This is a genomic window from Streptomyces sp. NPDC008139 (genome assembly GCF_042957025.1).
GTDB lineage: Bacteria > Actinomycetota > Actinomycetes > Streptomycetales > Streptomycetaceae > Actinacidiphila.
Genome location: NZ_JBIBHM010000006.1, coordinates 412,419 through 436,370, shown reverse-complemented (window position 1 = coordinate 436,370; position 23,952 = coordinate 412,419). Strand labels below are relative to the sequence as shown.

Sequence of the window (23,952 nt, the reverse complement as noted above, 5' to 3'; positions counted from 1 at the left end):
AACGTCGGGCTCGGTGTTCACGGGATGATGTCCCATTCGCTGGCGTGCGGGGCGATGGTGATGCGGTGGCGGGTCTCCCACCGAAGGCCGTGGACAGGGCCGTCCGAGTCGAACCGTACGGGCTGGTCGTGGACGGGCGCGACGCCCGGAAGGGGGTGCGGACTCTCGATCCACGCCCAGGTGCGTTCACCGGTCGCCGACGCGGTCGCATCACCGGACGGAGGAAGCAGGGATGTTGTCCCGAAGACCCCCTTCAGGTCGCCGAGGACGATGCCCAACGCCAGATCCCCAGAAGGCGGGCAGGATTTGCGGCCGAGCCACAGCAGACGCTTCGGGTGTTCCAAGGCGTGCCCGACCCGCTCCAGCAACGCGCGGTCGTCGTGCTCCAGACCTACGAGGAAGGCCGCGTCGGCGAGGTACCAGCGCTCGGTGATCATGGCGTTGCGGCGGACCTGCCCCGGCACGAGAGCGCCCGAGACCGGGTCCGCGGCGATCAACTTCGGTGCCCCGTACCAGCTTTCCAGTCCGTGACGTCCGAAGGGCTCGGGGGTCCGGGCCTCGGCGGCCGTGATCGTACCCTCGGCGGTCCCCGTAGCCGCTTCCCTGGCCGCCTCCACAGCCGCCGCCCGGCGGTGGTCGGTCGCGAGGTCGCGCGGACGGATCGGGAACGTTCCTCCGCCGACCGTGTGGTAATCGCGGAGCGGCGTGCCGGGGCGGTCCGCGCGGACGCCGAAGAGGACCGTGGCGAGTTCGCCGAGAGGCTCTCCCCGCTCCAGGCCGAGGGCTGCCGCGCAGAGCCCGATGACACCGGACTTGGTGGGCCGGGTGTGGGTGTCACGACGCGCGAACCTGCTGGACAGGCCCCAGGACTGCAAGGGCGCGGCCAGCCGGATGAGCAGGACGTGCGGCTGCGTCATCGAGTGAGGTCCTCGATCTTCTCCACCACGGTCGCGGACACCGCCGGATCCCGCCTCGCCAGCAGATCGTCGATCTGGGGATCGTAGGTGAGGACCCGCGCGGTGCGCAGGTCGTCGCGGCGACGGCTGACGAAGGCGTGGTGCCGCAGGAGTCGCCGGACCGCCGCGGGACCTGCCGGGCCTTCGCCACCGGCGCTCTCGGGTGATTCGTCGACGGGCAGTTGGAAGGCCGCCGCGTAGTTGTAGGGACGCTCGCCCTCGAACGCGAGGACCAGCGCCGGAAGCGAGCCGGTGGACGCGGTGGAGTTCTTCTTGGCCTCGGGAAACGCCTCCACGAAGGCGTTCACGAATTCCTTCTCGGCGTCGACCGCCGCTTCCTCCGCCTCGCCCTCCGTCATCCCCGCCACCCGCAGATTGAGCCGGAGTTGGGTGCGGTCGAGGACCGCGTGCCGGTAGAAGGTGCCGGAGATCAGCGACTGGTACCCGGTCATACCGGCGCCCGCGTCGTCCGCCGCGTCGAGGAAGCTCAGGGCGTTCCGCTTACGGTCGAGCTTCGCGTCGTCGGCCGCCGCGTAGAAGTCCTCGATCTGCTCCGCCTCGTGAACGGTGAAGGCGTGGCCGCTCTGCACTGCCCCGTCGACATTCGGTGAGTCCGCGATCTCGGCGAGGAAACGTCCGTAGAGGGCGATGTCCACCGCGTCGCGAGGAGCGATGGCGAGCAGGACGGCGTCGCGGGTCGGTTTGGGGAGGGGCGGAAGCGAGTGGGCCACGGGCTCGGCCGCGGACTGTTCCTCGGCGGGCGGAGTGTCGGCCTGCTGCTTGGCTCCCCGGCGGGGCTTCTTGGCCGTCGCCTGCTGGGCCAGCAGGTAACTGTCGCGCCACGCCCGGAGATCGTCCGCGTTGTCGGCGATGTGGGCGGCGATCCGCGTATCGGCGTCGGCGGGAGCGAAGATCAGGACCCTCGTCAGGTTGGCCACGGTCTTCTTGCCGAGGTCACCGAACTTCAGCCCGCTCGCCTCGATGATCGCGCGCGCCGTGACCAGAGCCTCCTGCTTCTCCCAGCCGTGCTCGGACTCCAGCACCCGGCCGGTGAGGATCGCCCACTCCCGCGTCCGGATACCCATGCTCCGGCCGGCGAGCGCACCGAGGCCGGCGTTGGCACGGTTGCGGGCGTGGACGCGCTCGGCACGCCTGCGGGCCTGGCTGGTGATCATGTGCCGTTCGGCCCCGCCGTAGACCAGACTCTTGGGTTGTCCGTTCTCGTCCCTTACGGGCAGAACTGCGACGAGCGTCTCGAGGAGGTGCAGGGAGAGGAACTGGCTTCGAGCGTCCTCGGTCACGTGGTCGCGTCCTTCCGCGTCGTCTGCTTGCTCTGCTGCTCCACCCGGCTGCGCGTCGGCGGAGTGTGGAACTCGACCGACCACTGGTAGGCGATACGCGCTGTGCGGTCGTTCCATCGGATCAGGTCCTCGGTGAGCTGGGTCCAGGAGGGCGGGGCCTGTTCACAGGCCCGGAGCCGAGTGACCGCGTGCTGGAGGTGTCGCCATGGGACGCGACGGCTGGCCACGATCCGGTCGAGGAGGCGTTGCGCCCCCGGATTCTCCGGCCCGCGTTCGGCACCGTCGCCGATCCGCCGGGCCGCGGCACCGAGGCTGCCGTAACCGTACGAGGGCGCCTGGCGGCCCTGGTGGTAGATCGCGAAGAGAAAGGCCACCCGCTCGAACAGCTCGCGGTGGTCGTCGCCGCCGTACCAGCCCGCCCTGATATGGGCGTTGGTCGGCTCCTTGGCGCGGCGCAGGTCGGCGAGCGTGCCGTACTCGCGGTTGCGTACGAGGGTGGTCAGCCAGTTGGTGAGGGCCGTGCTGTCGTGCGGGAAGGTGGCCGGGACGGCGAGTTCTTCGAGACCTCTGTCGTCAGTCATGCGCGCTCTCCCCTCGGAGTTCGGCGGGGGCCCTGTCGCCGGTCATGTCGTCCTCGAAGCGCTGCTCGGCGCGCGCCCGCGCGATATGGCCCCGGCGGTTGGGCGGGAGGGAGTCGAGACGGTGGACGAGGAAGTCGCGGGCCGCGTCCAGCAGGGTGTCCGCGTAAACGATCAGGGGCTCAGATACCGGGTCGTCGTCCTCCGCGTTCGCCGCGGCCACCTCCTCCAGGAGGTGATCGAAGGGCTGGGCGGCCGCGGGCCAGAATTCCCACCGGGCGTCGAACCGTGCCAACTGCCCGCTCTCATCGGCCGCGCGCACCGCCGGGAAGGCGTTCTCCAGGGCCACGACAGCCGCGCGCTTCAAACTGAACGCCACGTACTCGGCGATGACCGATCCACGGCGGGACGCGCGGTACAGGTGCCGGGCCATGCCCGGGGCGTAGGGATAGCTGCCCTGTGTCCAGGCCGTCGGCAGCGACTTGTTGGCGAGCAGTCCCACCGCCCACATGTAGTAGGGAGCGCGCCGGCCCGTCTTCTCGTACCGCAGCGAACGCAGACGCGCGTACAGCCCCGTCTCGGCGTCTTTCACCGCGCTGTACAGCGCGTGGGCATCCAGCCAGAGCGCCCTGGTCGGGGACGGCCACAAAGGCTTGACCTCCCCGTTCAAGGCCACGATGGGAACCGCGTCCTGGAGATGGCGCTCCACGTCCAGTTCAAGGACCTCTCCGGCGCCGATGAGGACGCGGTCCACCACGGTTTGACCACCGGGGCCGCGATTCGGGTGCAGGAGGATGGAACGGCCGAGCGCGCTGTGAAGGTCGGCGGAACTCCTCGGCACCCTGGGCTTGGCTTTCTTGTCGAAGCCCCGGCGCTTGATCGCGCTGCCCGTCCACGACATGTTCATGGGCTCGCCCGGGCCCTCGGGCGGATAGAGGTTGAGCCGCAGCGTCTCGCCGAGAGTGCTGCCGAGGGCGACCACGCGGATACGTCCTTGCAGGCGGCCGGTGGACAGGTTGGTGACAGTCGGCCCAAGTCCCTCCCCCTTGCCCGAAATACGACCACGGCCGTACGGGGCGTACGCGTGCTGGGTGAGCATGGCGCGGAACGCCTCAGCGGCAGGGAGGGGATCACCACGTTCGAGGTGGTGGTGATCGAAGAACTGGTTGTAGTCACCGACGCGTTCGATGAGCAACTGGGCGGTTCCCGTACCGCTTTCACTCATGGACGCGGCAAGCATGCTGTTCTGCCCCAACGGCGTCGCCGGACCGAACAGGTCCCATGCGTCGTCCGGTTGCTCCACCAGCCAGTTCGCCGCCTTCGCGAGACTATGCTTCTCGACGATCCACGCACCCCACTCCTCGTCCGAGGCCGGGCAGATGCTCGCGGCGAAGCAGATGGCCATCAAGTACTCGATGACGGCGACGGTTTCGCCCGGCGTGGCGCAGTTGATCGCACTCAGCTCATCGGCCCCGGCCAGCAGAGCGCACAACGAGTGATGAGCGGTGGCACCGTCGAGTGCCACGGCGGGAACGCATGGCTGATACCGAGGGTCCCAACTGAGCCGCGGCTCAGCGGACCCGCTGCTGCGCGCTTCTGACAATGGCCGGCTACCGCTTTCTGGTTCATGGCCAGCGGGGCACGATGGTGACGTTCCGGAACGACAAGGACACTAACAGTTGATCTTTCGAACGGTGGGGGTTTGAGATGGCTCGCCGCCTCCGACGAGGGGAGGGCGGAAACAAGGCGGTGCCCATGCGGACGGACCAAGAGGGCCACGCGTGCCGATTCAGCACGATATGCACCCCCGCGTAAGGGAGTTGAGGTGTCGGGGTCGAAAGGCGTTGAGTTGCCTTGCTGTCACCCATCTCCCCGCCCCCTGACGAGGATTCTGAGGGTGGAGCGGGCGTCGCGGCGGCGTTCCGGGGTGCGGGCGAGGACCGAGGCGAGGGCGACAATGGACAGGACGCTTGCGTAGAGCAGGCCGACCGTGGTGGTCAGGGCGGCGGCGCTGTGGAGTGGTTCGGGGAGCACGGGCATGGCGGCGACCTTCCGTCCGGAGCGGGGGGGCTGGTGTGGCGAGGGGTCCAGCGTCGGACGGCAAGGCAATGCACAGGAAGATCCTGAACTTCGCGATTTCACGATCACCGCAGGTCAGGACAGCCATCTTTTACGGGCACGCAGGGGGCGCAGCGGCAGTGGCGAACCACAGTGGAGCAACTCCGCATGAGCGCTTCGGCGCGATGGTGCAAGAACTGCTGACGGCTTCCGGACTGAGCGAGCGCGAGGCGGTGCGCGTTCAGGGAGGGGAGGCGCCGAGCCCAACCACCCTCAGACAGTGGCGAAAGGGCGAGTCGGCCCCTGCCGCCACGGCGGAGGCAGAAGCCCGTTTCTGGTGCCTGGTGAGGAAGTTGCAGGCGGCAGCCGGTCCCGCTGTCTACAGCGATGCGGACTTGGAGGCTGCGCTCCGTGCAGCCCAGCAGGAAGGTGCCAGGAAACAGCGCGAAGCACATACCCGTGCGGATCGTCCCGCCCCGAAGGGCGGCCCCTTCGTGCGGCCTCACCTGTCGGGCCACGGAGCACCGGGCGTCCTGATCGGTCGGCAGGAGGAGCGGGCGGCGACGCTCGCCTTCGTCCGCGCTTCAGGGTCGGACGCGCCGTCGTACCTGTGGTGGCACGCGCGCGCCAGGGTGGGGAAGACCGCGCTGCTGGCCGACTGCGTGACGAGGCCGCCGCCGAACACCGATGTTCTGAACTTCTTCGTCGTCGAGGCGCGGCGCACCGACACCCGCACCGCCTTCGTCGCCGAAACAGCCGCGCAGATCCGGGCGTTCCTGCGCCGGAGCCGGGCGGCGGCGCCAGACCCCAGTGACGCGCAGGCATGGGCAGACCTCCTCGGCGCGGCCGCCGCGAAGAGTGCCCGGCACGGGCGGAAACTCCTTCTCGTGGTCGACGGCCTCGACGAAGACCCCGCGTGGGCTCCTCAAGGGCGGACGGACGGCGAGAGCATCGCCGCGCTACTTCCCGCCCGCCCCGACGTCAACGTGCGAATCGTCGTCTCCAGCAGAGGGGTTGCACGCCTCCCCGATGATCTCCCGGCAGGCCACCCGCTACGACTGCGCGAGTGCCTGCGGGAGTTGAGGCCCCGCGAACACATCATGGAGAACGACCAGGTGCCGAGGGCGGAGGCGGACCGGCTGCGCGCGAGCGACCTGGGCAGGGCGGTCACGAATCTGCTCGCGGTGACGGGCGGGGGCCTGAGCCTGGTAGATCTCGCGGAGCTGGCCGGAGCGCCGGTTGACGAGGTGAACGGCCTCCTCTGGAGCGCGGACGGCCGGTGCGTCGTATCGAGCGAGCCGGTGACCGATCCGACGGCCGAGACGTACGCGCTGAGCCACCCGGACCTCCTCCGGTCGGTCCGGCAGGAACTCGGGGACACCGGTGTGGCGCGCCAGACCGGGCTGTTGCGCACCTGGGCCGGGCATTGGCGGGCTGCGGGCTGGCCCGACGGAACGCCGCCGTATCTGCTGACGGATTACCTCCGGCTGTTGGACGACGCCGATGCGCGTACGGAGTACGTTCTCGACGCCCGTCGACAGGTACGGCTCGCCTCGGTGGTCGGTCACGACGTCGCACTCGCGCAGATGGACGCGCTCGGCCCGGAGCAGGGTGAGGGGGGCGGGAACCCGGAACGCCTCGGCCACGCCCTGCGGTTCGCCGCCTCGCGCGCTTCGATACTGCGCGAGGCACGTCAAGTGCCGTACCGGGCCTCGGTGCTCTACGTCCGGCTCGGCGACCCGGCGCGCGCCCGCGCGTTGGCGCATTCGGCGTCGAATCCCCTGGTCAGAGCGGCGCGACTGGCCCGAGTCGCCGCGGAGTTGAGCCGTACGGGCTCGGAAGGCGCCGCCGCGACCGCGCACGAGGCGGTGGATTGGTTGGCGCGCGCCAGCCGCGGCCGCACCCGCCCGCCCGAAGAAGCCGACGCGTACACGGAGATCGCCGAGGCCGCTCAAGAACTTCACACGCGCGGAGAGACCGGCACCGCGCGCGCCCTTCTGCGGGCGGTGGTCCTGAGCGGGGCGGCCGACGTCGAGACGCTGATCGCGGCGGTGAACGCCCTGGGCGAGGAGGACGAACCGAGCTGGCCGGACGCGGTGGAGGCGCGGGCCGACGAGCTGAGTACGGGTGGCCCGAAGGCACTGGCCGCAGCCGTGGACATCCTCGCGACCATCGCCGGCACGTTTCCCGCCCGCGCTCCTGACGCCAGGAACCGGATCAACGCGATCTGCGCCGACGTTGACTCGTCGTACGGACTGATGGCGGTCGACATCCTCGCGCTCGGCGCCTCGGCGTTGAAGAGCCGCAAGAGGGAGGCGCCCCCTTTGGTGACGCGGGCGCTGGACCATCTCACCGCCGCGCTGACCGCCCCGGAAGCGCTCTCCGCCGCCGACCGGGCCCACCTGCGGCGCGAGGTCTCGACCACGCTCGTCCGCCTGCATCAGGCCGTCGTCGACAACCGGATCGACCGGGATTCCCTCGTCCGGATCGAGGAGTTGGTGGCGGAGCACCGCGAGCGACTGCGTACCGGCGTACTGGGCGACGACCTCGCGGAGCGGATGGCGGTGGACAACGCGCTGGCCAGGGAGCGCAGGGCCGCGGAAGAGGCCGCGTTCCGGGTGATGGCGGAGGAGGACCGGAAGGCGACGAGGAGGTGGAAGGACGCCGACAGGAGAGCGAGCGACGCGGAGGCGGAGAAGATCAAACGGGAGTGGGAAGAGAAGAAGGACCAGGCTCGCGGGGAGTTGAGGCGGCAGGAGCGGGCGGGGCGAACGGCCGATTCCTCGGATTGGGCCGACACCACCCGGCGAACCAACAGCGCCAAGCGGCCCGGCACGCCCAAACCCCTACGGCGTCGCCCGCGCCACTGCGACCTCCCGAAGACCCGTGACGACCAGTCCGATGACGGCATCGAGCTGCCGCGACACGTGATCCTGCTCCGCCAGGCCGAGCGGCTGCTGGCGGACGGCAACCTCGTACTCGGTCGTGAGCGTCTGGAGGAGGCGCTGCGTCGCTCGCCCCTGGCCGCGGGACAGGTCGCCCGCGACGACGGTTGGACGCTGGCCCTGGCCCAAGCGCTCGGTGTCGTGGGGGAGTCGCCTGTGGCCGACCGGTTGCTGTCGTCCCTGCCGGGGCCGGAGAGTCGGCCTCGGCATCTGGCGGCAGTGTCGCTGGGGTGCTCCCAGGGCGGGCACGACACCGCGGCGGGCGCATACGCGAAGGAGGCGGCGCGACTCGGTGGTGACCTGCACGATCCCGCGCTGCGTGGCGCGATCGCCCAGGCCCTGGCCCACGCCGGCGAGGCGACCGCCGCGGTGGAGATGGCGGAGCGGAAGGATCCTGAGGACGCCGGTCCTCGCGGACGCCGGGAACAGCAATGGGCACAGACCAGCCGGTCGCTGACCGCGGTCGCGGCCGGGCTCGCCCGGCGCGCCCCCGACACGGCCGCGGGTCTGGTCGTACGCCAGGCGGAGAGCACGGGCGGCCGCCACCCGCTCATCCGGTCGGCGGAACTCCTGCTCGGCTTCCCGGACGTGCGGCAGCCCGGACCGGAGTGGTGCGAGGCGATGCGGCAGGTCCTCGACGAATTCGCGAAAGAGCCCCGGCAGCAATGGCACGCGCCGTCGTTGGCGGTCCTGGACCTGCTCGTACGGCTCGGCTGCTGTACGGCACCGCACACCCTGACCGACGCGACGGCGTACCTGCGGAATACGCTGTCGCCGGACCAGCTCCCCTATGCGGAGCTGGCCGTCCTCGACGCGGTGGCGGGCGACGTCGCCGAGGCCAGGCGGCTCGCCGGGGCGGCGCCGGATCCGACGGTACGGGTCGGGGCGCTGGCCGCCGTCGCGACGTATCTCGCGGGCGTCCCCGTTGCGCTCTCCGTCGATCCGTCGTCGCGGGACGCCGCGGTCCGCGTCTGCCTGGCGCTCGCCCATGCGACGGGTGACGGCACCGCACCGGACGAAACGGCGGCCCGCGCGCTCGTCGCGGAGCTGGTCGCGGGCGGGAACTGGCCGTACGCGATTGCGCTGCTCCCCCGGCTGGCGCCCGAAGCGCTGGAACCGTTGGCGGAGCTGGCCGGAGCCCACAGCCTCTTCGCTGCGGGAGTGGGTGGCCAAGGTATTTGGATGGGTGCGCAAGTGAGAGCTTGAGACGCCGTTGGGGCCGAGCGGGCCGTGGCGGTGTTGAGGGCGGTGGCGGATCCGTCGCGGTATCGGCTGCTGTGGGCGCTGAGCGGGCGGGAGTTGCCGGGGAGTGCGCTCGCGGAGCTGTGGGGGCGCATGTGGCGGCGACGCCGCGGCATTTTGGCGTGGCTGCGGGCGGCGGGGCTGGTCACGTCGCGGCGGGAGGGGACCGTATGTACTACCGCGCGTCAGTCGAGGCAGAACTCGTTGCCCTCGATGTCCTGCATCACGATGCACGAGTCGCTGCCGCCGTCGTACAGCAGCCGTACGCGTACCGCGCCGAGCGGGATCAGCCGCGCGCACTCGGCCTCCAGGGCGGCCAGCCGCTCCTCCCCCGCCAGGCCGGTGCCCACCCGTACGTCGAGGTGCACCCGGTTCTTGACGGCCTTCCCTTCGGGGACGCGCTGGAAGTACAGCCGGGGCCCCGCCCCCGAGGGGTCCACGCACGCGAACCACGACCCCCGCTCCTCCGGAGGCTGCGCGGCGTCGTACTCCCCCCACGTCCCGAATCCCTCCGGCGGCGCCGGCACCACGTATCCCAATACCTCGCACCAGAACCGAGCGACCCGCTCGGGCTCCGCGCAGTCGAAGGTCACCTGGATCTGCCGAATCGCCGCCATCACCCCACCCTAGCCGGGCGGCCCCGCCCGGCCCCTGGCCGCCCACCCGGCCCGGCGCGGCAAGCCAGGGCCCTTCGGGCCAGAGCCACCCGGGGACGGGAGCCCATCCCCGCCGGACGGGGAGTTGGCCACAGCGCGGGCCACCGTCCCCGCATGTGCGGGGCGCGGCAGATACCCGCATGCGGCACTGGCCGGATGACGGGGTCTTCCCCGCGGGTGCGGGGCACAGCTGACCGCCGACACCCAACCCGCGGGCGGCCGCGGGTCTTCCCCGCGTGTGCGGGGCACAGGTTGATCGGCCTGCGGGGGTGTTCCGGGCGGTGGCGGGGTTTGGCGAGAGTGGGGGAACAGTCAGAGCGGGTTGAACGGTCCCGGCGGGCGGCCAGGGGGCTGACTGGTGGAGAGAGTACGGGGGCCGGGGCCCGACCGGGCGGGGGTGGGCCGCGCCGGGGTCGGGCCGGGGCGGAGAGGGTCAGCCGGTGGCTTTCCAGTGGGTGTAGGGGGTGAGCATCTGGAAGGTGCGGGTGGGGCAGTAGAAGGAGCCGGCGGGGGAGTCGTAGTGGGTGTCGGCGTTGGCGGTGGAGGCGGGGGACCACGTGCCGTTGGTGCGGACGGCGATGTTGGCGGACTCGAAGGTGAGGTTGGCCATGTCGGTGCAGGAGGACGCCTGCCCGGAGGTGCCGACCGTGGAGTACAGCTCTTCGATGTCCCAGCCGTCGGTACGGCCGGACTGGTTGGTGCCGGACTGGGCGAAGAGGGTGTCCCACCGGCCGGTCGAGTAGTTGTAGAGGTCCGCGGACCAGGTGTTGGAGGCGGCGGAGGTCTTGACGACGCGGCCGGTGTAAGAGCCGGTGCCGCCGGTGTAGGTGGTGAGGAAGGAGCTGTTGATGGTGACGGAGGCGGCGAAGTTGACGCTGCGGCACCAGTCCCAGGCGGAGACCGAGCGCACGGTCCGCGTGTAGACGGTGACGAGTTCGACGCAGGAGCCGCCCGCCGGGTACATCGTCGGGGTGTAGATGGTGGTGCCGCTGTCGTGCACCGTGAGCTGGGTCGAGACGGACTGGGTGGCGCACGAACCGTCCGACCCGGACAGCGACTTGAACGCCGTGCCCTGCGCCGGGTGGATGTCGAGCAGCGGCCGTACGACGGCGCCCGTGGCCGGGGAGGCCGTACCGAGCGGGCCCTTGGCCGCGATCCCGGACGGCGTCCCGTACTGCGAACGGTGCTGCTGCGTCAGGGAGTTGAGCTGGCGGTGGACTTCGGCCGCGGGCAGCGCCCCGCTGACGGTACGGCCGGAGACCGTCGCCGAGCCGCACGCGGGGGCGGCGGCGGCCACGGCTGAGGGCGCGGGGGACGAAGGGGCCGCCGCGGCCGTGCCCAGGCCGCAGCCCAGGGCCAGCGCCGCCGCGGTCACGAAAACGGTCGCCGTCGATTTCGGCTTCAGACTGCTCACGAGGCTTCTCGGACTTCTCACGCTGATGCGATCCTCTCGGAGGGCCGGGTGGTGCATGGGACTCGCGTTACGCATGAGGTCATGCCCATGACAACCTGACCCGACCCGAAAGGGCCGTCTTCGGCCGGTAGTTGACCGTACGGTGGCGGGAAAGAGCCCGCCCCCGCACGGCCGTCCCCGTACAGCCGAGCCATCGCGTGGCCGGACCCCGTACGGCCGCCGCCGTCCGGCCGGCACCGTGCGGCCGTACGCACCGCGTAGCCGGCCCCCGTACGACCGCCCCCGTACAACCACCGCCGTCCGGCCGTACCGCCCCCTCAGTCCCCCGTCGGCACCAAGTCCCGCTCCACGGACGGGGCTTCACGCCCCGGCACCGCGGTCCGCCGCAGCACCGTCAGGGCGACGGCCACGGCCGCGACCAGCAGCGCGGCGCCCAGCGTCAGCCCGAACCCGTACCCGTCGGAGAGCGCACCGAGCGTCGCGCGTCCGCCCGTGCGGTGCTGCGCGGCGGTGCCCAGGGCGGCGAGGCCGAGGGAGGCGCCGATCTGGCGGGAGCTGTTGAGCAGGCCGGAGGCGGTGCCGGTCTCGTGGGGCGCGACGCCCGCCGTGGCGGTGGAGACGACCGGGCCGAGGCAGAGTCCGAAGCCGACGCTGGCGACGATCGAGGGGCCGAGGATGTCGGCGGCGAACGACCCGTCGGCGCTGATCATGCCGAACCAGCCGAGCCCGACGGCCGTCAGGATGCCGCCGGTCACGAGCAGGGTGCGCGGCGGGAGGCGGTAGCCCAACTTGATGGCGAGCACGGAGCCGCCGATCAGGCCGAAGGTGAAGGGCAGGAACATGGCGCCGGTCAGCGCGGGCCCCTTGCCGAGGATGCCCTGGAGGTAGAGCGACACGAAGTAGAAGGACGGGGTCATGGCGGCACCGACGAGGAGGTTGAACGCGTTCGCGCCGGAGACCGAGCGGTTGGCGAACAGGCCGAGCCGGATGAGGGGTTCGCGGGCCGTGGTCCGCTCGACGTAGAGGAAGGCGGCCAGCAGGACGACGGCGACGGCGAGCGTCGAGAGGGTGGTGCCCGAGGTCCAGCCGTGCCGGTCGGTGCGGACGACGCCGAAGACCAGGAGCGTCATGCCCGCGGTGGCGAGTACGGCGCCGAGCACGTCGGGGCGGCCGGCGCGCGCGTTCGGCGCGGTCGCGGTGACCCCGCGCCAGGCAAGTGCCAGCGCACAGGCGGCCATTGGCACGTTGACCAGCATGACCCAGCGCCAACTCGCGTACTGCGTGAGGACACCGCCGATCACGACGCCGAAGGCGCCGCCCGCCGCGTTGACCGCGCTCCAGATGCCGAACGCCTTTACCCGCGCCCGGCCTTCGGGGAACGTCCCGGTCAGCAGCGCCAGCGCGGCGGGGGCGAGGGCGGCGGCGCCGATGCCCTGGATCGTGCGGGCGGCGACGAGTTGGGCGGGGGTCTGGGCGAGGCCGCCGCCGAGGGAGGCCAGACCGAACAGGGCGAGCCCGAGCAGCAGCACCCGCTTGCGGCCGTAGCGGTCGGCCGCCTTGCCGCCGAGCAGGAGCAGGCCGCCGTACGTGAGGGCGTACGCGTGGATCACCCAGGTCAGGCCGACCGGGCCGAAGCCGAGGCCGGACGCGATCTGGGGCAGTCCGACGTTCACGACGGACACGTCGAGCGACACCATGAACTGGACGACGGCGACGACCGCGAGGGTCAGCCCCGGGCGGACGGCCGCCGGGACCCCGCTCGGCGGGGCTGTCGGGGGCGCCGGGATGCCGGTGCCCCCGCCCGGCCCCCCTGCCGGACCCCCGCCCGGACCTTCGCCCGGACCCCCCGGTTCGATCGGGCTGCTGCTCGGACTCTTCCTCATCCTCTTCCGCATCGCGGACTCCCCGTTCTCGGCGCCGACGCGCGCCGCCGCTCTCTGCCGTCCCGACTTTAGGAACGTGTTCCGAAAATAGCACCGGATGTGCCGGATGGGAATCGGGAGGGGGCGGACGGGGGTACGCCGGGCGGACGGGGGCGGGCACGGCGGGCACGGCGGGCACGGCGGGCGGGCACGGCGGGCGGGCGCGGCGAGCGGGCGCGGCCGGGGCGCGCTTCAGGGGTACGGACGGACACTCGCGCAGGTCACGGCGTACGTCGTACGGCCCGCGCGCGGCGGCGCGGCATGATGGGCCCATGCCCCGACCGCCCACACAGCCCGCGTCGCCCCAGCCGTCCGAGCAGCCCACACAGCCCGCGTCGCCCCAGCCGTCCGAGCAGTCCGCGTCGCCCGCGTCGCTCCAGCCGTCCGCGCCGTCCAAGCCGTCCAAGCAGCCCGCGCCGTCCAAGCCGTCAAAGCGCGCAAGCGCCGCCGCCCCCGCGCCGAACGGCCGCACCGGCCGCCCGCCCGTGACCTCCCGCGCGGAGATCCTCACGGCGACCCGTCGGCTCATCGACCGCGACGGCTGGGAGAAGCTGACGATCCGGCGGCTGGCCGCCGAGTTGGGCATCGGGGCGACGACGCTCTACCACCACATCCGGGACAAGGAAGACCTGCTCGTCCAGTTGCTCGAACACCACATCACCCAGCTCGAACGCCCCGAACTCCCCGCCGATCCGCGCGACCGCATCGTGGCGTCCGCCACCGCGTTGCACGACGCGCTCGCCGCCTGGCCGTGGGCGGCGGAGGTGCTGACCACGGACGGTTTCGTCGGGCTGCTCGACGAATCGGCGCTGTGGATGGTCGAGGGCATCGTGTCCGGGGCGGACGAACACGGCTGTACGCAGGAGCAGTCCGTGCACGTCTTCCGCAGCATCTGGTACTACACGGTCGGCGAGATCCTGGTGCGCGCGCACTCCGTACGGTGGCCGAGCGGCGGCGAACCGCCCGTGTTCCGCGAGACGTTCGACGCGGAGAAGGTGCCGCACCTGGCGGCCGTCAGCGGCCGGTGGCACGAACTGGCCATACGGGACACGTATCGCGACGGGCTGCGGACGTTCGTGGACGGGTTGCTCGCGGCGGGCGCGCCGGGGGCTCGGGGGCCGGGCGGGGGCGCGTGACCCGTGCCCGGTGGGAGCGCGTGACAACGACGTCCTGAACCGTTCGGTGTGCTGCCGCCTCGCCACCGTGCGGTGCCTTGTTCGCGTACTGTCAGCCCCGTACGCCCCATGCTCAACGCCTTGCTCAGGCTCCCCCCACTCTGAACAGACGTAGAGGAGAGGTATATTGCGCGCTCCCCGAGGTGTCAGACGAGGTGTCAGGCGACGGGTCGGCCGACGGGTCACGCGCCGCGTCACGCCCTGGCTCGGCGCCCTGGCGGGTGCCTCCGCGCTCGTGCTGCTCGCCAACGGACCGGCCGTGGCCGCCGTGCCGATCGGGCAGCCGATGAGCGGGTCGATGACGTACTACAACGACGTCGGGTACGGCGCGTGCGGGACGCAGATCGACGCGTCCACGCAGTATCTGGTCGCGGTGTCGTACCAATGGTGGACCTCGGCCAACCCCAACAACGACCCTCTGTGCGGCGGGATTTCGGTCCAGGTCACGTACAACGGCAAGACGCTCACGGTGCCGGTGGCCGACAAGTGCCCGACGTGCGACGCGACGCACATCGACCTGAGCCAGCCCGCGTTCGCGGAGTTCGCGCCGCTCGGGACGGGTGTCGTCACCGGCATCACCTGGCAGTTCGTCTCCTCGAACGGCACTCCCCCGCCGCTCGCCGCGCCCACCGGCCTGCACGCGACCGCCACCACCGACACCTCGGTCGCCCTGTCCTGGACCGGCGTCTCCGGTGCGGCCTCGTACACCGTCTACCGCGGCGGCGCCCGGGTCGGCACCACCGGCGGCACGTCCTTCACCGACACCGGCCTCACCGCGGGCACCGCCTACACCTACACGGTCGCCGCCGCCACCGCCTCCGGCACCGTCAGCCCCACCTCGGCCCCCCTGTCCGCCACCACCACCGGAGGCGGCAGCGGCACCCCCGCCTGCCCCGCCCCCTGGAGCCCGTCCACCTCCTACGTCCCCGGCAACGCCGTCTCCTACAACGGCCACAAATTCACGGCCACTTACTACTCCACCAACGCCGTCCCCACCGACCCCTCCTCCTGGGCCGTCTGGACCGACAACGGCCCCTGCTGACCCCCCAGTTGCCCGGCCGGCCGCCGCCTCCGCGCATCCCGTCCACCGGCCCCGACGCCGTCCGCGGGAAGCGGGCGGAGAAGGCGCCCGCCGGGCCGAACTCGAAAGGCGCGCCCAGCGCGTCCCCCACGGCTGACCCCACCACGGCACCGGCCGCACGCTCACGACGATCCATGTCGGCAGCGTAGAAGGCGGGAAGAGACGGGAGCCGCCTTCCCGTACCTCCCGGCGGGGAGGCTAGCCGGGAAATCGTTCGGCGTCCGGGGGCTGGCTCCCTATGCTCGACGGATGAATTGGGGCGGGGAGTTGCTGAATGTCGTGGATGTCGAGGCGACGTGCTGGGACGGGCAGCCGCCGCCGGGGGCGGTGAGCGAGATCATCGAGATCGGGCTGACCGTGGTGGACCTGGCGGCCGGGGAGCGGGTGGGGCGGCACCGGTTGGTGGTGCGGCCGGTGCGGTCGCGGGTGAGCGCGTTCTGCACGGAGTTGACGGGGCTGACGCAGGCGGAGGTGGACCGCGGGGTGTCGTTCGCCGACGCCTGCGGGGAGTTGGCGCGGGAGCACCTGGCGGGGGCGCGGGTGTGGGCGAGTTGGGGGGACTACGACCGGCACCAGTTCACACGGCAGTGCCGGGCGACGCAGGTCACGTACCCCTTCGGGAGGGCGCATGTGAACGCGAAGGCGGTGTTCACGCAAGGGTACGGGCTGCGCAAACGGCCGGGGATGGCGGAGGCGCTGCGCGTGGCCGGGCTGCCGCTCGAAGGGCGGCACCACCGGGGCGAGGACGACGCCTGGAACATCGCCGCCCTCGTCCTCGACCTCGCGCGCGCCGACGCGTGGCCGACGCGCGAGGAAACGTACGGACCCCAACAGCCGTAGATGAAGGGCGCGTTCAAGCCGCGCCTACGCGGTGCGGACCAGGTCGCTCTCGCCGTCCGTGAGGAAGGACGCCAGGGCCCGGCCCTCGTCCATGACCGCGTCGCGCTCCGCCCGCCGCAGCGGCCGGAGCGGGGTGACGGTGACGCCCTCCGCCTCCACCGTCCACGTGGCGGCGACGCGGCCGTCGACCAGGACGACGCGCTGACCGGCGACGGACAGGCCGCGGTGGGCGTCGTCCACGATCCTGGTCCGGTCGGCGTAGCCGAGAAGGGCGTTGTCGAAGGCGGGCAGGAAGCGTACGGGCGCGGGGGTGCCGGGGTCGGGGCGCGGGGCGTCGGGGAGGTCGAGCAGTTCACGGCCCTGGGTGTCGCGGAAGGCGACGAGTTCGGGGCGTACGGCGGCGACCGCGGCGGGGAGCCCCGCGAGGCCGGACCAGGCGCGTAGATCGGCGGTGGCGGCGGGGCCGTACGCGGCGAGGTAGCGGCGTACGAGCGCCTGCCCGACGAGGTCCTCCGCCGCGTCGTCGGCGGGCGGCGGGTCGATGTCGCGGCCGAGCCAGGACGAGAGCAGGACGTTACGGACGCCCGCCTTCGTACGCCACAGGCCGCGCGGGGGCCGCTGCGCCATGGGGAGCAGGGCGGCGACGACGAGTTCGCCGAGGGCGCGCCGGGGCGGGCCCGGCCAGCGGTCCGCGAGCGCCGCGACGATCTCGGCCATCGTGCGGGCCTGGCCGTCGGCCATGACGGCGCGGCCCGCCGCCGCCAGCGAGGCCAGGTCGATCCCGGCCAACTCGTCGCGGTACGTGCCCAGGACGCGCTGCCGCAGCATCGGATCGTGGCGGGCCCGCCAGGCCAGGGCGTCCTCGGCGGTGACGAGATGGACGGTACGGCGCATCAGATGGGTGCGCACCACCTCGCGGCCGGCCAACAGGCCGTCCAGAGCGGCGGGTTGGAAGCCGCGCAGCCGTGACCAGAGTCCGGTGAACGGCTCCTGCGGTTCCTGCGCCTGGACGCCGCCGAGGTGCGCGACGGCGTCCAGGACCGGCAGGTCCGAGCGCTCCAGCAGGAGTTGGCGGGCCAGGGTCGCCCGGTTCAGGGCGCGGCTGTCGAGCGGCGGCGTCACGTACGGCGTCACATGCGGCATGACGCGGCGTCAGCCGCCGTACGGGGCGGTGACGTCCAGGACCCACACGACCCCGAAGCGGTCGGTGAGCATGCCGTACAGCGGCGCCCACTGCGCGGGCGCGAGCGGCTGCGCGACCGTCGAGCCGTCCGCCAGCTTCTCCCAGAGCGCGGTGATCTCCTCGGCGCTGTCGCCGCGCACCGAGACGAAGAAGGCGTTACGGCCCTGGTCCCAGGGCAGGTGCGACGGGACGTCGTACGCCATGACGTGGAAGCCGTCGTCGGACACGACCTCGCCCCACATGATCCAGTCGGCCTCGCTCTCGGCCTGTACGGCGTCGGCGTCCTTGTACGTGACGGCGGTGAGGCGCCCGCCGAAGACGGACTCGTAGAAGTCGAGCGCCGCGCGGGCCTCGCCCCGGAAATTCAGGTGGGTGGCGGTCGTGACGGACATGTGTGGCTCCTTGCGCTGTCGGGTTCGAACCTTCGTGATGTGCGTGACCTGCATGACGTGCGTGACCTGCGTGTTTCCCGGTCTGTGCCCCACCCTCGCACCCGTACAGGACAGTTTCTGTCCGCTACTCGGGAGAGAATCGGACGTATGCAGAAAACGTCGGCCCGGCTGCTCTCCCTCCTGTCCCTGCTCCAGACCCGCAGGGACTGGCCGGGCGGCGAGCTGGCGGAACGCCTGGACGTCAGCGCCCGTACGGTCCGCCGGGACGTGGACCGGCTGCGCGAGCTGGGCTACCCCATCGCGGCCTTCAAGGGCCCCGACGGCGGCTACCGGCTCGACGCCGGGGCGCGGCTGCCGCCGCTGCTCTTCGACGACGACCAGGCCGTGGCCCTCGCCATCGCCCTGCGGATGGCCACGGGGGCGGGCGCGGGCATCGAGGAGGCAGCCGCCCGCGCGCTGGCGACCGTACGGCAGGTGATGCCGGCGCGGCTCCGGCACCGGATCGACGCCCTGGAGGTGACGGCCGTCCCGCCGCCCGGCGCCGCGACCGCCGACAGCGACGTCCTGACCGCGCTGGGCGCCGCCGTCCACGCCCGCGAGGTGCTGCGCTTCGACTACGCGAGCCCGCCGGAGCCCGAGGCCGGAGCCCCCACCGCCCCCCGCACACACGAGCCCGATTCCCCCGCCGCCCCCCGCACACACGAGCCCGAATCCCCCGCCGCCCCCCGCCGCGTCGAGCCCCATCACCTCGTCGCGCGCGGCGGGCGCTGGTACCTCCTGGCCTGGGACCTCGACCGCGCCGACTGGCGCACCTTCCGCGCCGACCGGATTGGCCCCCGCACCCCCACGGGACCTCGCTTCACCCCCCGCGACCTGCCCGGCGGCGACGTGGCCGCCTTCGTCACCGCCCGTTTCCGCGGCACCGAGGCCCCCGCGCGGGGCGCGGCCGACTGGCCCTGCCGCGGTGCCGTCGTCCTCGACCTGCCCGCCTCCGCCGTCACCCCCTACGCCCGCGACGGCCTCGTCGAACCCCTCACCGCCGACCGCTGCCGCCTCACCCTCGGCTCCTGGTCCTGGCCCGCGCTCGCCGCGGCCCTCGCCCAGTTCGACACCGCCGTCGAGGTCATCGGCCCGCCCGCGCTCAAGGACGCCTTCGCGACCCTCGCCCGGCGCTTCGCCGCCGCCGGTCAATAGCCCCCCGGCGGCCGGAAAACCGGAGACGGACACGGGCGCGGGCGCGGGCCGCGACACTGAACGGCTGTCCGCATCCCCGCCCGCGCCCGCCGCCTGCTGGCCGCGTACGAGACGACGGCCCGCGCCGACGCCGTACGCGAAGTGCCCCTGACTTTCGGCCTGTTGGCCGGAGGGCAGCGGATCGTGCTCGGTGCGGACGAGGCGGCGTTCAGGACCGGGGACGCGTACGCGAAGGGCGGCCGGGAACGGTACGGGCTGAACTCGCGCACCGGGGCGGACTTCGCGGAGTGCCTGGCCCAAAGCGCGGACGCCGCCGTGCCGTTGGCCGCGCGCGCCGCTCGTACGTATGTGGACGTGGCCTTCTTCCACCCCTTCGCCGACGGCAACGCCCGTTTCGCGCTGCCGGCGTTGACGTATGTGCTCGCCCGCGAAGGCGTCGTCCTGCGCGAGGTTGGCCGCTCCAGATCGCGCGTTACGCGGACGACGCGGCGGGAGCGGCCGATCCCGCCGTGCTCGCCGTGCTCGCCGTGCTCGCCGTGCTCCTCGCGGTCCTCGCGCGACCGTCGGCGAGCCGGAGAACGGCCTGACCCCAGCCGTACATCTCCCGGACACCGCACGTTCGCCGCGATGACATCGCGCGGCCATCTCATCGCGGCTCCTCGTGTGTGTTGCGGCACGTTCACCCGCGCCGGCCGGGCGTCGGCGGGTGGGGTGGGAGGGACGGTCGCCGCGCAGGTCAGAGGGGGGGCGAGAGGGGGCGGAAACGCGTTCGAAACGCGGGTGGGGGCGGGGTCGCTCGGGAGGCGGCGCGGAAAGGCCGCCCGTAAGATTGGTCGGCTTGTCTTGCTTTGTACGCCATGAGCAGGGTGCCGGGCCCCCGGACGGGGGACGAGGGACGAGGAGCGCATGGATCTGAGCGTGGAGAGCGACCCGCTGCGGGATGTGGACCTGCTGCTGGGAGTGCTGGACGCGGCCGAACGGCCGAGCGTTCCGCACGCCCACTTCGCGGGAGGGACGGCCGCCGGAGCGCGGACCCTGCTGGACGTGCTCGACGCGACCGTCCTCGCGCACCCGCAGGAGCCCGCGCTGGACGACGGCCGCACCGCGCTGACGTACCGCGCGCTGGCCGCCGAGGTCGACACGCTGCGGCGCGGGCTCGCGGCGGCCGGGATCGGGCCGGGCGACCGGGTCGGCGTGCGGGTGCCCTCGGGCAGCAACGACCTGTACGTCAGCATCCTGGCCGTGCTCGCGGCGGGCGCCGCCTACGTACCGGTGGACGCCGAGGACCCGGACGAGCGGGCCGAGTTGGTCTTCGGCGAGGCGCGGGTGGCCGCCGTACTGGGCGCGGACCGCGCCCTCACCCTGACCGGCGCACCTCACGCGCCGAATGGCACCCCTCACGCCACCGCCCTCTCCGGCCCCCCTCACGCCACCACCGTGACCAGCTCCCCTCACGCCACCACCCGCACCGGCACCCCTCACGCCACCACCGTGACCGGCACCCGTCACGCGCCGAATGACACGCCCCCGTCGAAAGCCCCGCGCCGCCCCTCCCCCGACGACGACGCGTGGATCATCTTCACCTCGGGCTCGACCGGCCGTCCCAAGGGCGTCGCGGTCACGCACCGCAACGCGGCGGCGTTCGTGGACGCCGAGGCCACGCTGTTCCTCCAGGACGAGCCGATCGGTCCCGGCGACCGCGTGATGGCGAGCCTGTCGGTGGCCTTCGACGCCTCGTGCGAGGAGATGTGGCTGGCCTGGCGCAACGGCGCCTGCCTGGTCCCGGTCCCCCGCTCGCAGGTGCGCGGCGGCAGCGACCTCGGGCCGTGGCTGGCCGAGCAGGAGATCACGGTGGTCTCGACGGTGCCGACGCTGGCCGCGCTGTGGCCCGCCGAGGCGCTGAACGAGGTGCGGCTGCTGATCTTCGGCGGCGAGGCGTGCCCGCCGGAGCTGGTCGAGCGGCTGGTCACCGAGGGGCGCGAGGTCTGGAACACCTACGGCCCGACCGAGGCCACCGTCGTCGCCTGCGCGGCGCTGCTGACCGGCGAGGGCCCGGTACGGATCGGGCTGCCGCTGGACGGCTGGGAGCTGGCCGTGGTGGACGAGGCGGGCGAGCCGGTGCCGATGGGCGGCAGCGGCCAGCTCATCATCGGCGGCGTCGGCCTGGCCCGGTATCTCGACGCCGAGAAGGACGCGGAGAAGTACGCGCCGCTGGAGTCGATGGGCTGGGCGCGCGCGTACCGCAGCGGCGACCTCGTGCGCGCCGAGCCCGAGGGCCTGCTGTTCCTGGGCCGCGCCGACGAGCAGGTCAAGCTCGGCGGGCGCCGGATCGAGCTGGGCGAGGTGGACGCGGCGCTCCAGGCACTGCCGGGCGTGGCGGGGGCAGCCGCCGCCGTACGCACGACCAGGCGCGGCAATCAGCTGCTGGTCGGCTACGTGGTGGCGGGCGAGGGCTGGGACCGGGCCGCGGCCGTCGCGCAGCTGTCCACGAAGCTGCCCGCCGCCCTCGTACCGCTGCTGGCGACCGTCCCCGGCCTGCCGACCCGCACCTCGGGGAAGGTGGACAGGGCCGCGCTGCCCTGGCCGCTGCCGGAGTCGGCGGGCCCCGCGCCCGGCGAGGAGGCCGCCGAGCCGCTGCGCGGCACCGAGGCGTGGGTAGCCGAGCAGTGGACCGAAGTCCTCGGCGTGCCGGTGGTCGAGGCGCGCGACGACTTCTTCGCGATCGGCGGCGGCAGTCTGGCCGCGGCCCAGCTCACGACGCTGCTGCGGACCCGCTTCCCCTCGGTGGCCGTCGTCGACATCTACCAGGCGCCGACCGTGCGCAAGCTGGCCAGGATGCTGGACCGTTCCGTACGGGACGACCGCCCGGCCCGCGAGATCGCGCCGGTGCCCGGCCGCGCCAAGGCCGTCCAACTGCTCGCGCTGCTGCCGCTGTTCGCGCTGACCGGGCTGCGCTGGACGACCGGGCTGCTGGCGCTGGGCAACACGCTGGCCTGGACCGGCCACTACCCGTGGGCGCCCACCGCGTCCTGGTGGCTGGTCGCCGCCGGGGCCGTCCTGCTCTTCAGCCCGCCCGGCCGCCTCGCGCTGGCCGCGGCCGGTGCCCGGCTGCTGCTGCGCGGGCTGACCCCCGGCAGCTATCCGCGCGGCGGCGGCGTCCACCTGCGGCTGTGGGCGGCCGAGCGGCTGGCCGAGGCGACCGGCGCGACCTCGCTGTCCGGGGCCTGGCTGATCCGGTACGGCCGGGCGCTCGGCGCGCGGATCGGCCCGGACGTGGACCTGCACTCGCTGCCGCCGGTCACCGGCATGCTCAAGCTCGGCCGGGGCTGCGCGGTCGAGGCCGAAGTGGACCTCGCCGGTTACTGGCTGGACGGCGACCGGCTTGAGGTCGGCCCGGTGAAGGTCGGCTCCGGCGCCGTCGTCGGCACCCGCAGCACACTCCTGCCGGGCGCCAGGATCGGCAAGCGCGCGCAGATCACGGCCGGGTCCAGCGTCACCGGGCAGGTGCCGACCGGGCAGAGCTGGGCGGGCGCGCCCGCCGTCAAGGTCGGCAAGGCCGAGCGGCGCTGGCCCAAACAGCGGCCCGCGCGCCGGGCCCGCTGGGCGGCGGCGTACGGCGCGAGCGGCGTCGGCGTGACGCTGCTGCCGCTGATCGCCGGGCTCGCGGCGCTGGCCGTCGCGGCCTGCCTGGTGCCCGCCCACAGCGGTCTCGGCGCCGCCGCGAAGGGCGCGCTCATCGCGCTCGTCCCCGCCACCCTCGCCTTCGCGCTGGTGTACGCGGCCCTGCTGATCGCCGCCGTACGGCTGCTGAGCCTGGGCCTGCGGCCCGGCTGGCACCCGCTGCACAGCCGCGTCGGCTGGCAGTCCTGGACGGTCATCCAGCTCATGGACGCCGCCCGCGACAAGCTCTTCCCGCTGTACGCGGGCCTGATCACGCCCGTGTGGCTGCGGGCGCTCGGCATGAAGGTCGGCAGCGGCGCCGAGGTCTCCACGGTGCTGGCGATGCCGAGCCTCACCACCGTCGGCGACGGCGCGTTCCTCGCCGACGACGTCCTCGTCGCCCCGTACCAGCTCGGCGGCGGCTGGCTGCGGATCGGCGCGGCCGAGATCGGCGAGCGCGCGTTCCTCGGCAATTCGGGGATGACCGCGCCGGGGCGCGCCGTCCCGGACCGCGGCCTGGTCGGGGTGCTGTCGGCGACGCCGAAGAAGGCCAAGGAGGGCCGCTCGTACCTGGGCATGCCGCCGGTACGGCTGCCGCGCACGGCCGACGACGCCGACCAGAGCCTGACGTACGCGCCGCCGGTACGGCTGGTGTGGGCGCGCGGGCTGGTCGAGGTCTGCCGCCTGGTGCCGGTGCTGGCCTCCGCCGCGCTGGCCATACTCGTCCTGTCCGTGCTGGCCCGGCTGGCCCGGGACGCGGGCGTCCTGGCGGTCGCGCTGCTGTCGGGGCCGGTGCTGCTGGCCGCGGGCGGCGCCGCCGCCCTGGTGTCGATCGCAGCGAAGTGGCTGCTCGTGGGCCGCTTCCGGGCGGTCGAGCGCCCGCTGTGGAGCGGTTTCGTGTGGCGCAACGAGCTGGCCGACACCTTCGTGGAGGTGCTGGCCGTGCCGTGGCTGGTCGGCGCGGTGCCCGGCACCGCGGTGATGAGCCTGTGGCTGCGCGGGCTCGGCGCGCACATCGGCCGGGGCGTGTGGTGCGAGAGCTACTGGCTGCCCGAGGCCGACCTCGTGACCCTGGAGGACGGCGTCAGCGTCAACCGCGGCTGCGTCCTCCAGACCCACCTCTTCCACGACCGGATCATGCGCATGGATACGGTGGTGCTCCGCACGGGCGCGACCCTCGGCCCCGGTGGCATCGTGCTGCCCGGCAGCGAGATCGGCGCCCGCAGCACCCTGGGGCCCGCGTCCCTGGTGATGCGCGCCGAGTCCATCCCCGCGGACAGCCGCTGGCTGGGGAATCCGGCCGAGGTGTGGTTCGAGGAGGAGCCGCCCGCGCGGCGGGGCGAGGCGTGAGAGGT

General features: G+C 73.1%; 16 protein-coding genes and 1 pseudogene. 6 read left to right on the top strand and 11 right to left on the bottom strand.

Going from position 1 to position 23,952, the window contains the following annotated elements; genetic code table 11:
* Positions 1-17 precede the first annotated feature (17 nt).
* The 5 genes from cas5e to ACFZBB_RS15435 all read right to left on the bottom strand — a co-directional run bounded on the left by cas5e (position 18) and on the right by ACFZBB_RS15435 (position 4,875).
* Entirely contained in the window at positions 18-917 is a 900-nt protein-coding gene (cas5e, locus tag ACFZBB_RS15455) for a type I-E CRISPR-associated protein Cas5/CasD (protein ID WP_391122027.1), read from the bottom strand.
* Complete coding sequence (locus ACFZBB_RS15450) at positions 914-2,257, bottom strand: type I-E CRISPR-associated protein Cas7/Cse4/CasC (protein WP_391122024.1); 1,344 nt, start codon at positions 2,255-2,257, stop codon at positions 914-916. Before ACFZBB_RS15450 ends, cas5e begins: the two co-directional genes overlap by 4 nt.
* Positions 2,254-2,838, bottom strand: a complete 585-nt coding sequence (gene casB / locus ACFZBB_RS15445; RefSeq protein ID WP_391122021.1) for a type I-E CRISPR-associated protein Cse2/CasB — start codon at positions 2,836-2,838, stop codon at positions 2,254-2,256. The genes ACFZBB_RS15450 and casB overlap by 4 nt, the downstream gene beginning before the upstream one ends.
* Positions 2,831-4,360, bottom strand: coding sequence for a type I-E CRISPR-associated protein Cse1/CasA (locus tag ACFZBB_RS15440; RefSeq protein ID WP_391122018.1), 1,530 nt, complete (start codon positions 4,358-4,360; stop codon positions 2,831-2,833). Before ACFZBB_RS15440 ends, casB begins: the two co-directional genes overlap by 8 nt.
* A gap of 335 nt (positions 4,361-4,695) precedes the next feature.
* Positions 4,696-4,875, bottom strand: coding sequence for a hypothetical protein (locus ACFZBB_RS15435; protein WP_391122015.1), 180 nt, complete (start codon positions 4,873-4,875; stop codon positions 4,696-4,698).
* A 512-nt stretch (positions 4,876-5,387) separates the two neighbouring features.
* Between ACFZBB_RS15435 and ACFZBB_RS15430 the strand changes: the two genes are divergently transcribed.
* The gene (locus tag ACFZBB_RS15430; RefSeq protein WP_391122012.1) at positions 5,388-9,044 is read left to right on the top strand and encodes a hypothetical protein; all 3,657 of its coding nucleotides are present in this window, start codon (positions 5,388-5,390) and stop codon (positions 9,042-9,044) included.
* 221 nt (positions 9,045-9,265) lie between these two features.
* On the opposite strand, the gene ACFZBB_RS15425 is transcribed toward ACFZBB_RS15430, so the two are convergent.
* From ACFZBB_RS15425 to ACFZBB_RS15415, 3 genes are all read right to left on the bottom strand, one after another.
* Positions 9,266-9,697 (bottom strand): VOC family protein, encoded by a 432-nt coding sequence (locus ACFZBB_RS15425; protein WP_355339936.1) that lies wholly within the window; start codon positions 9,695-9,697, stop codon positions 9,266-9,268.
* A gap of 472 nt (positions 9,698-10,169) precedes the next feature.
* Positions 10,170-11,150 (bottom strand): hypothetical protein, encoded by a 981-nt coding sequence (locus tag ACFZBB_RS15420; RefSeq protein WP_391122009.1) that lies wholly within the window; start codon positions 11,148-11,150, stop codon positions 10,170-10,172.
* Between the two features lie 317 nt (positions 11,151-11,467).
* Positions 11,468-13,033, bottom strand: a complete 1,566-nt coding sequence (locus tag ACFZBB_RS15415; RefSeq protein ID WP_391122006.1) for an MFS transporter — start codon at positions 13,031-13,033, stop codon at positions 11,468-11,470.
* Positions 13,034-13,344: 311 nt separating this feature from the next.
* On the opposite strand from ACFZBB_RS15415, the gene ACFZBB_RS15410 reads away from it, so the two are divergent.
* Together ACFZBB_RS15410 and ACFZBB_RS15405 are read left to right on the top strand one after the other, a co-directional pair.
* Positions 13,345-14,208, top strand: coding sequence for a TetR family transcriptional regulator (locus ACFZBB_RS15410; RefSeq protein ID WP_391122004.1), 864 nt, complete (start codon positions 13,345-13,347; stop codon positions 14,206-14,208).
* A gap of 166 nt (positions 14,209-14,374) precedes the next feature.
* Entirely contained in the window at positions 14,375-15,289 is a 915-nt protein-coding gene (locus ACFZBB_RS15405; protein ID WP_391122001.1) for a cysteine/serine endopeptidase inhibitor, read from the top strand.
* A 10-nt stretch (positions 15,290-15,299) separates the two neighbouring features.
* Here ACFZBB_RS15405 and ACFZBB_RS15400 read toward each other — a convergent pair.
* Positions 15,300-15,464: pseudogene (locus tag ACFZBB_RS15400) on the bottom strand (ADP-ribosylglycohydrolase family protein); the annotation flags it as partial.
* Positions 15,465-15,577: 113 nt separating this feature from the next.
* On the opposite strand from ACFZBB_RS15400, the gene ACFZBB_RS15395 reads away from it, so the two are divergent.
* Entirely contained in the window at positions 15,578-16,168 is a 591-nt protein-coding gene (locus tag ACFZBB_RS15395) for an exonuclease domain-containing protein (RefSeq protein ID WP_391121998.1), read from the top strand.
* A 24-nt stretch (positions 16,169-16,192) separates the two neighbouring features.
* On the opposite strand, the gene ACFZBB_RS15390 is transcribed toward ACFZBB_RS15395, so the two are convergent.
* Together ACFZBB_RS15390 and ACFZBB_RS15385 are read right to left on the bottom strand one after the other, a co-directional pair.
* Complete coding sequence (locus ACFZBB_RS15390; protein WP_391121995.1) at positions 16,193-17,311, bottom strand: DNA glycosylase AlkZ-like family protein; 1,119 nt, start codon at positions 17,309-17,311, stop codon at positions 16,193-16,195.
* A 9-nt stretch (positions 17,312-17,320) separates the two neighbouring features.
* Positions 17,321-17,743: a VOC family protein gene (locus ACFZBB_RS15385; protein WP_391121992.1), complete on the bottom strand. Its 423-nt coding sequence runs from the start codon at positions 17,741-17,743 to the stop codon at positions 17,321-17,323.
* Positions 17,744-17,890: 147 nt separating this feature from the next.
* Here ACFZBB_RS15385 and ACFZBB_RS15380 point away from each other — a divergent pair, with 147 nt between their 5' ends.
* Complete coding sequence (locus tag ACFZBB_RS15380) at positions 17,891-18,937, top strand: WYL domain-containing protein (RefSeq protein WP_391121990.1); 1,047 nt, start codon at positions 17,891-17,893, stop codon at positions 18,935-18,937.
* Between the two features lie 906 nt (positions 18,938-19,843).
* On the top strand, positions 19,844-23,947 hold the full coding sequence (locus tag ACFZBB_RS15375) for a Pls/PosA family non-ribosomal peptide synthetase (protein ID WP_391121987.1): 4,104 nt from the start codon (positions 19,844-19,846) through the stop codon (positions 23,945-23,947).
* Positions 23,948-23,952: the final 5 nt, after the last annotated feature.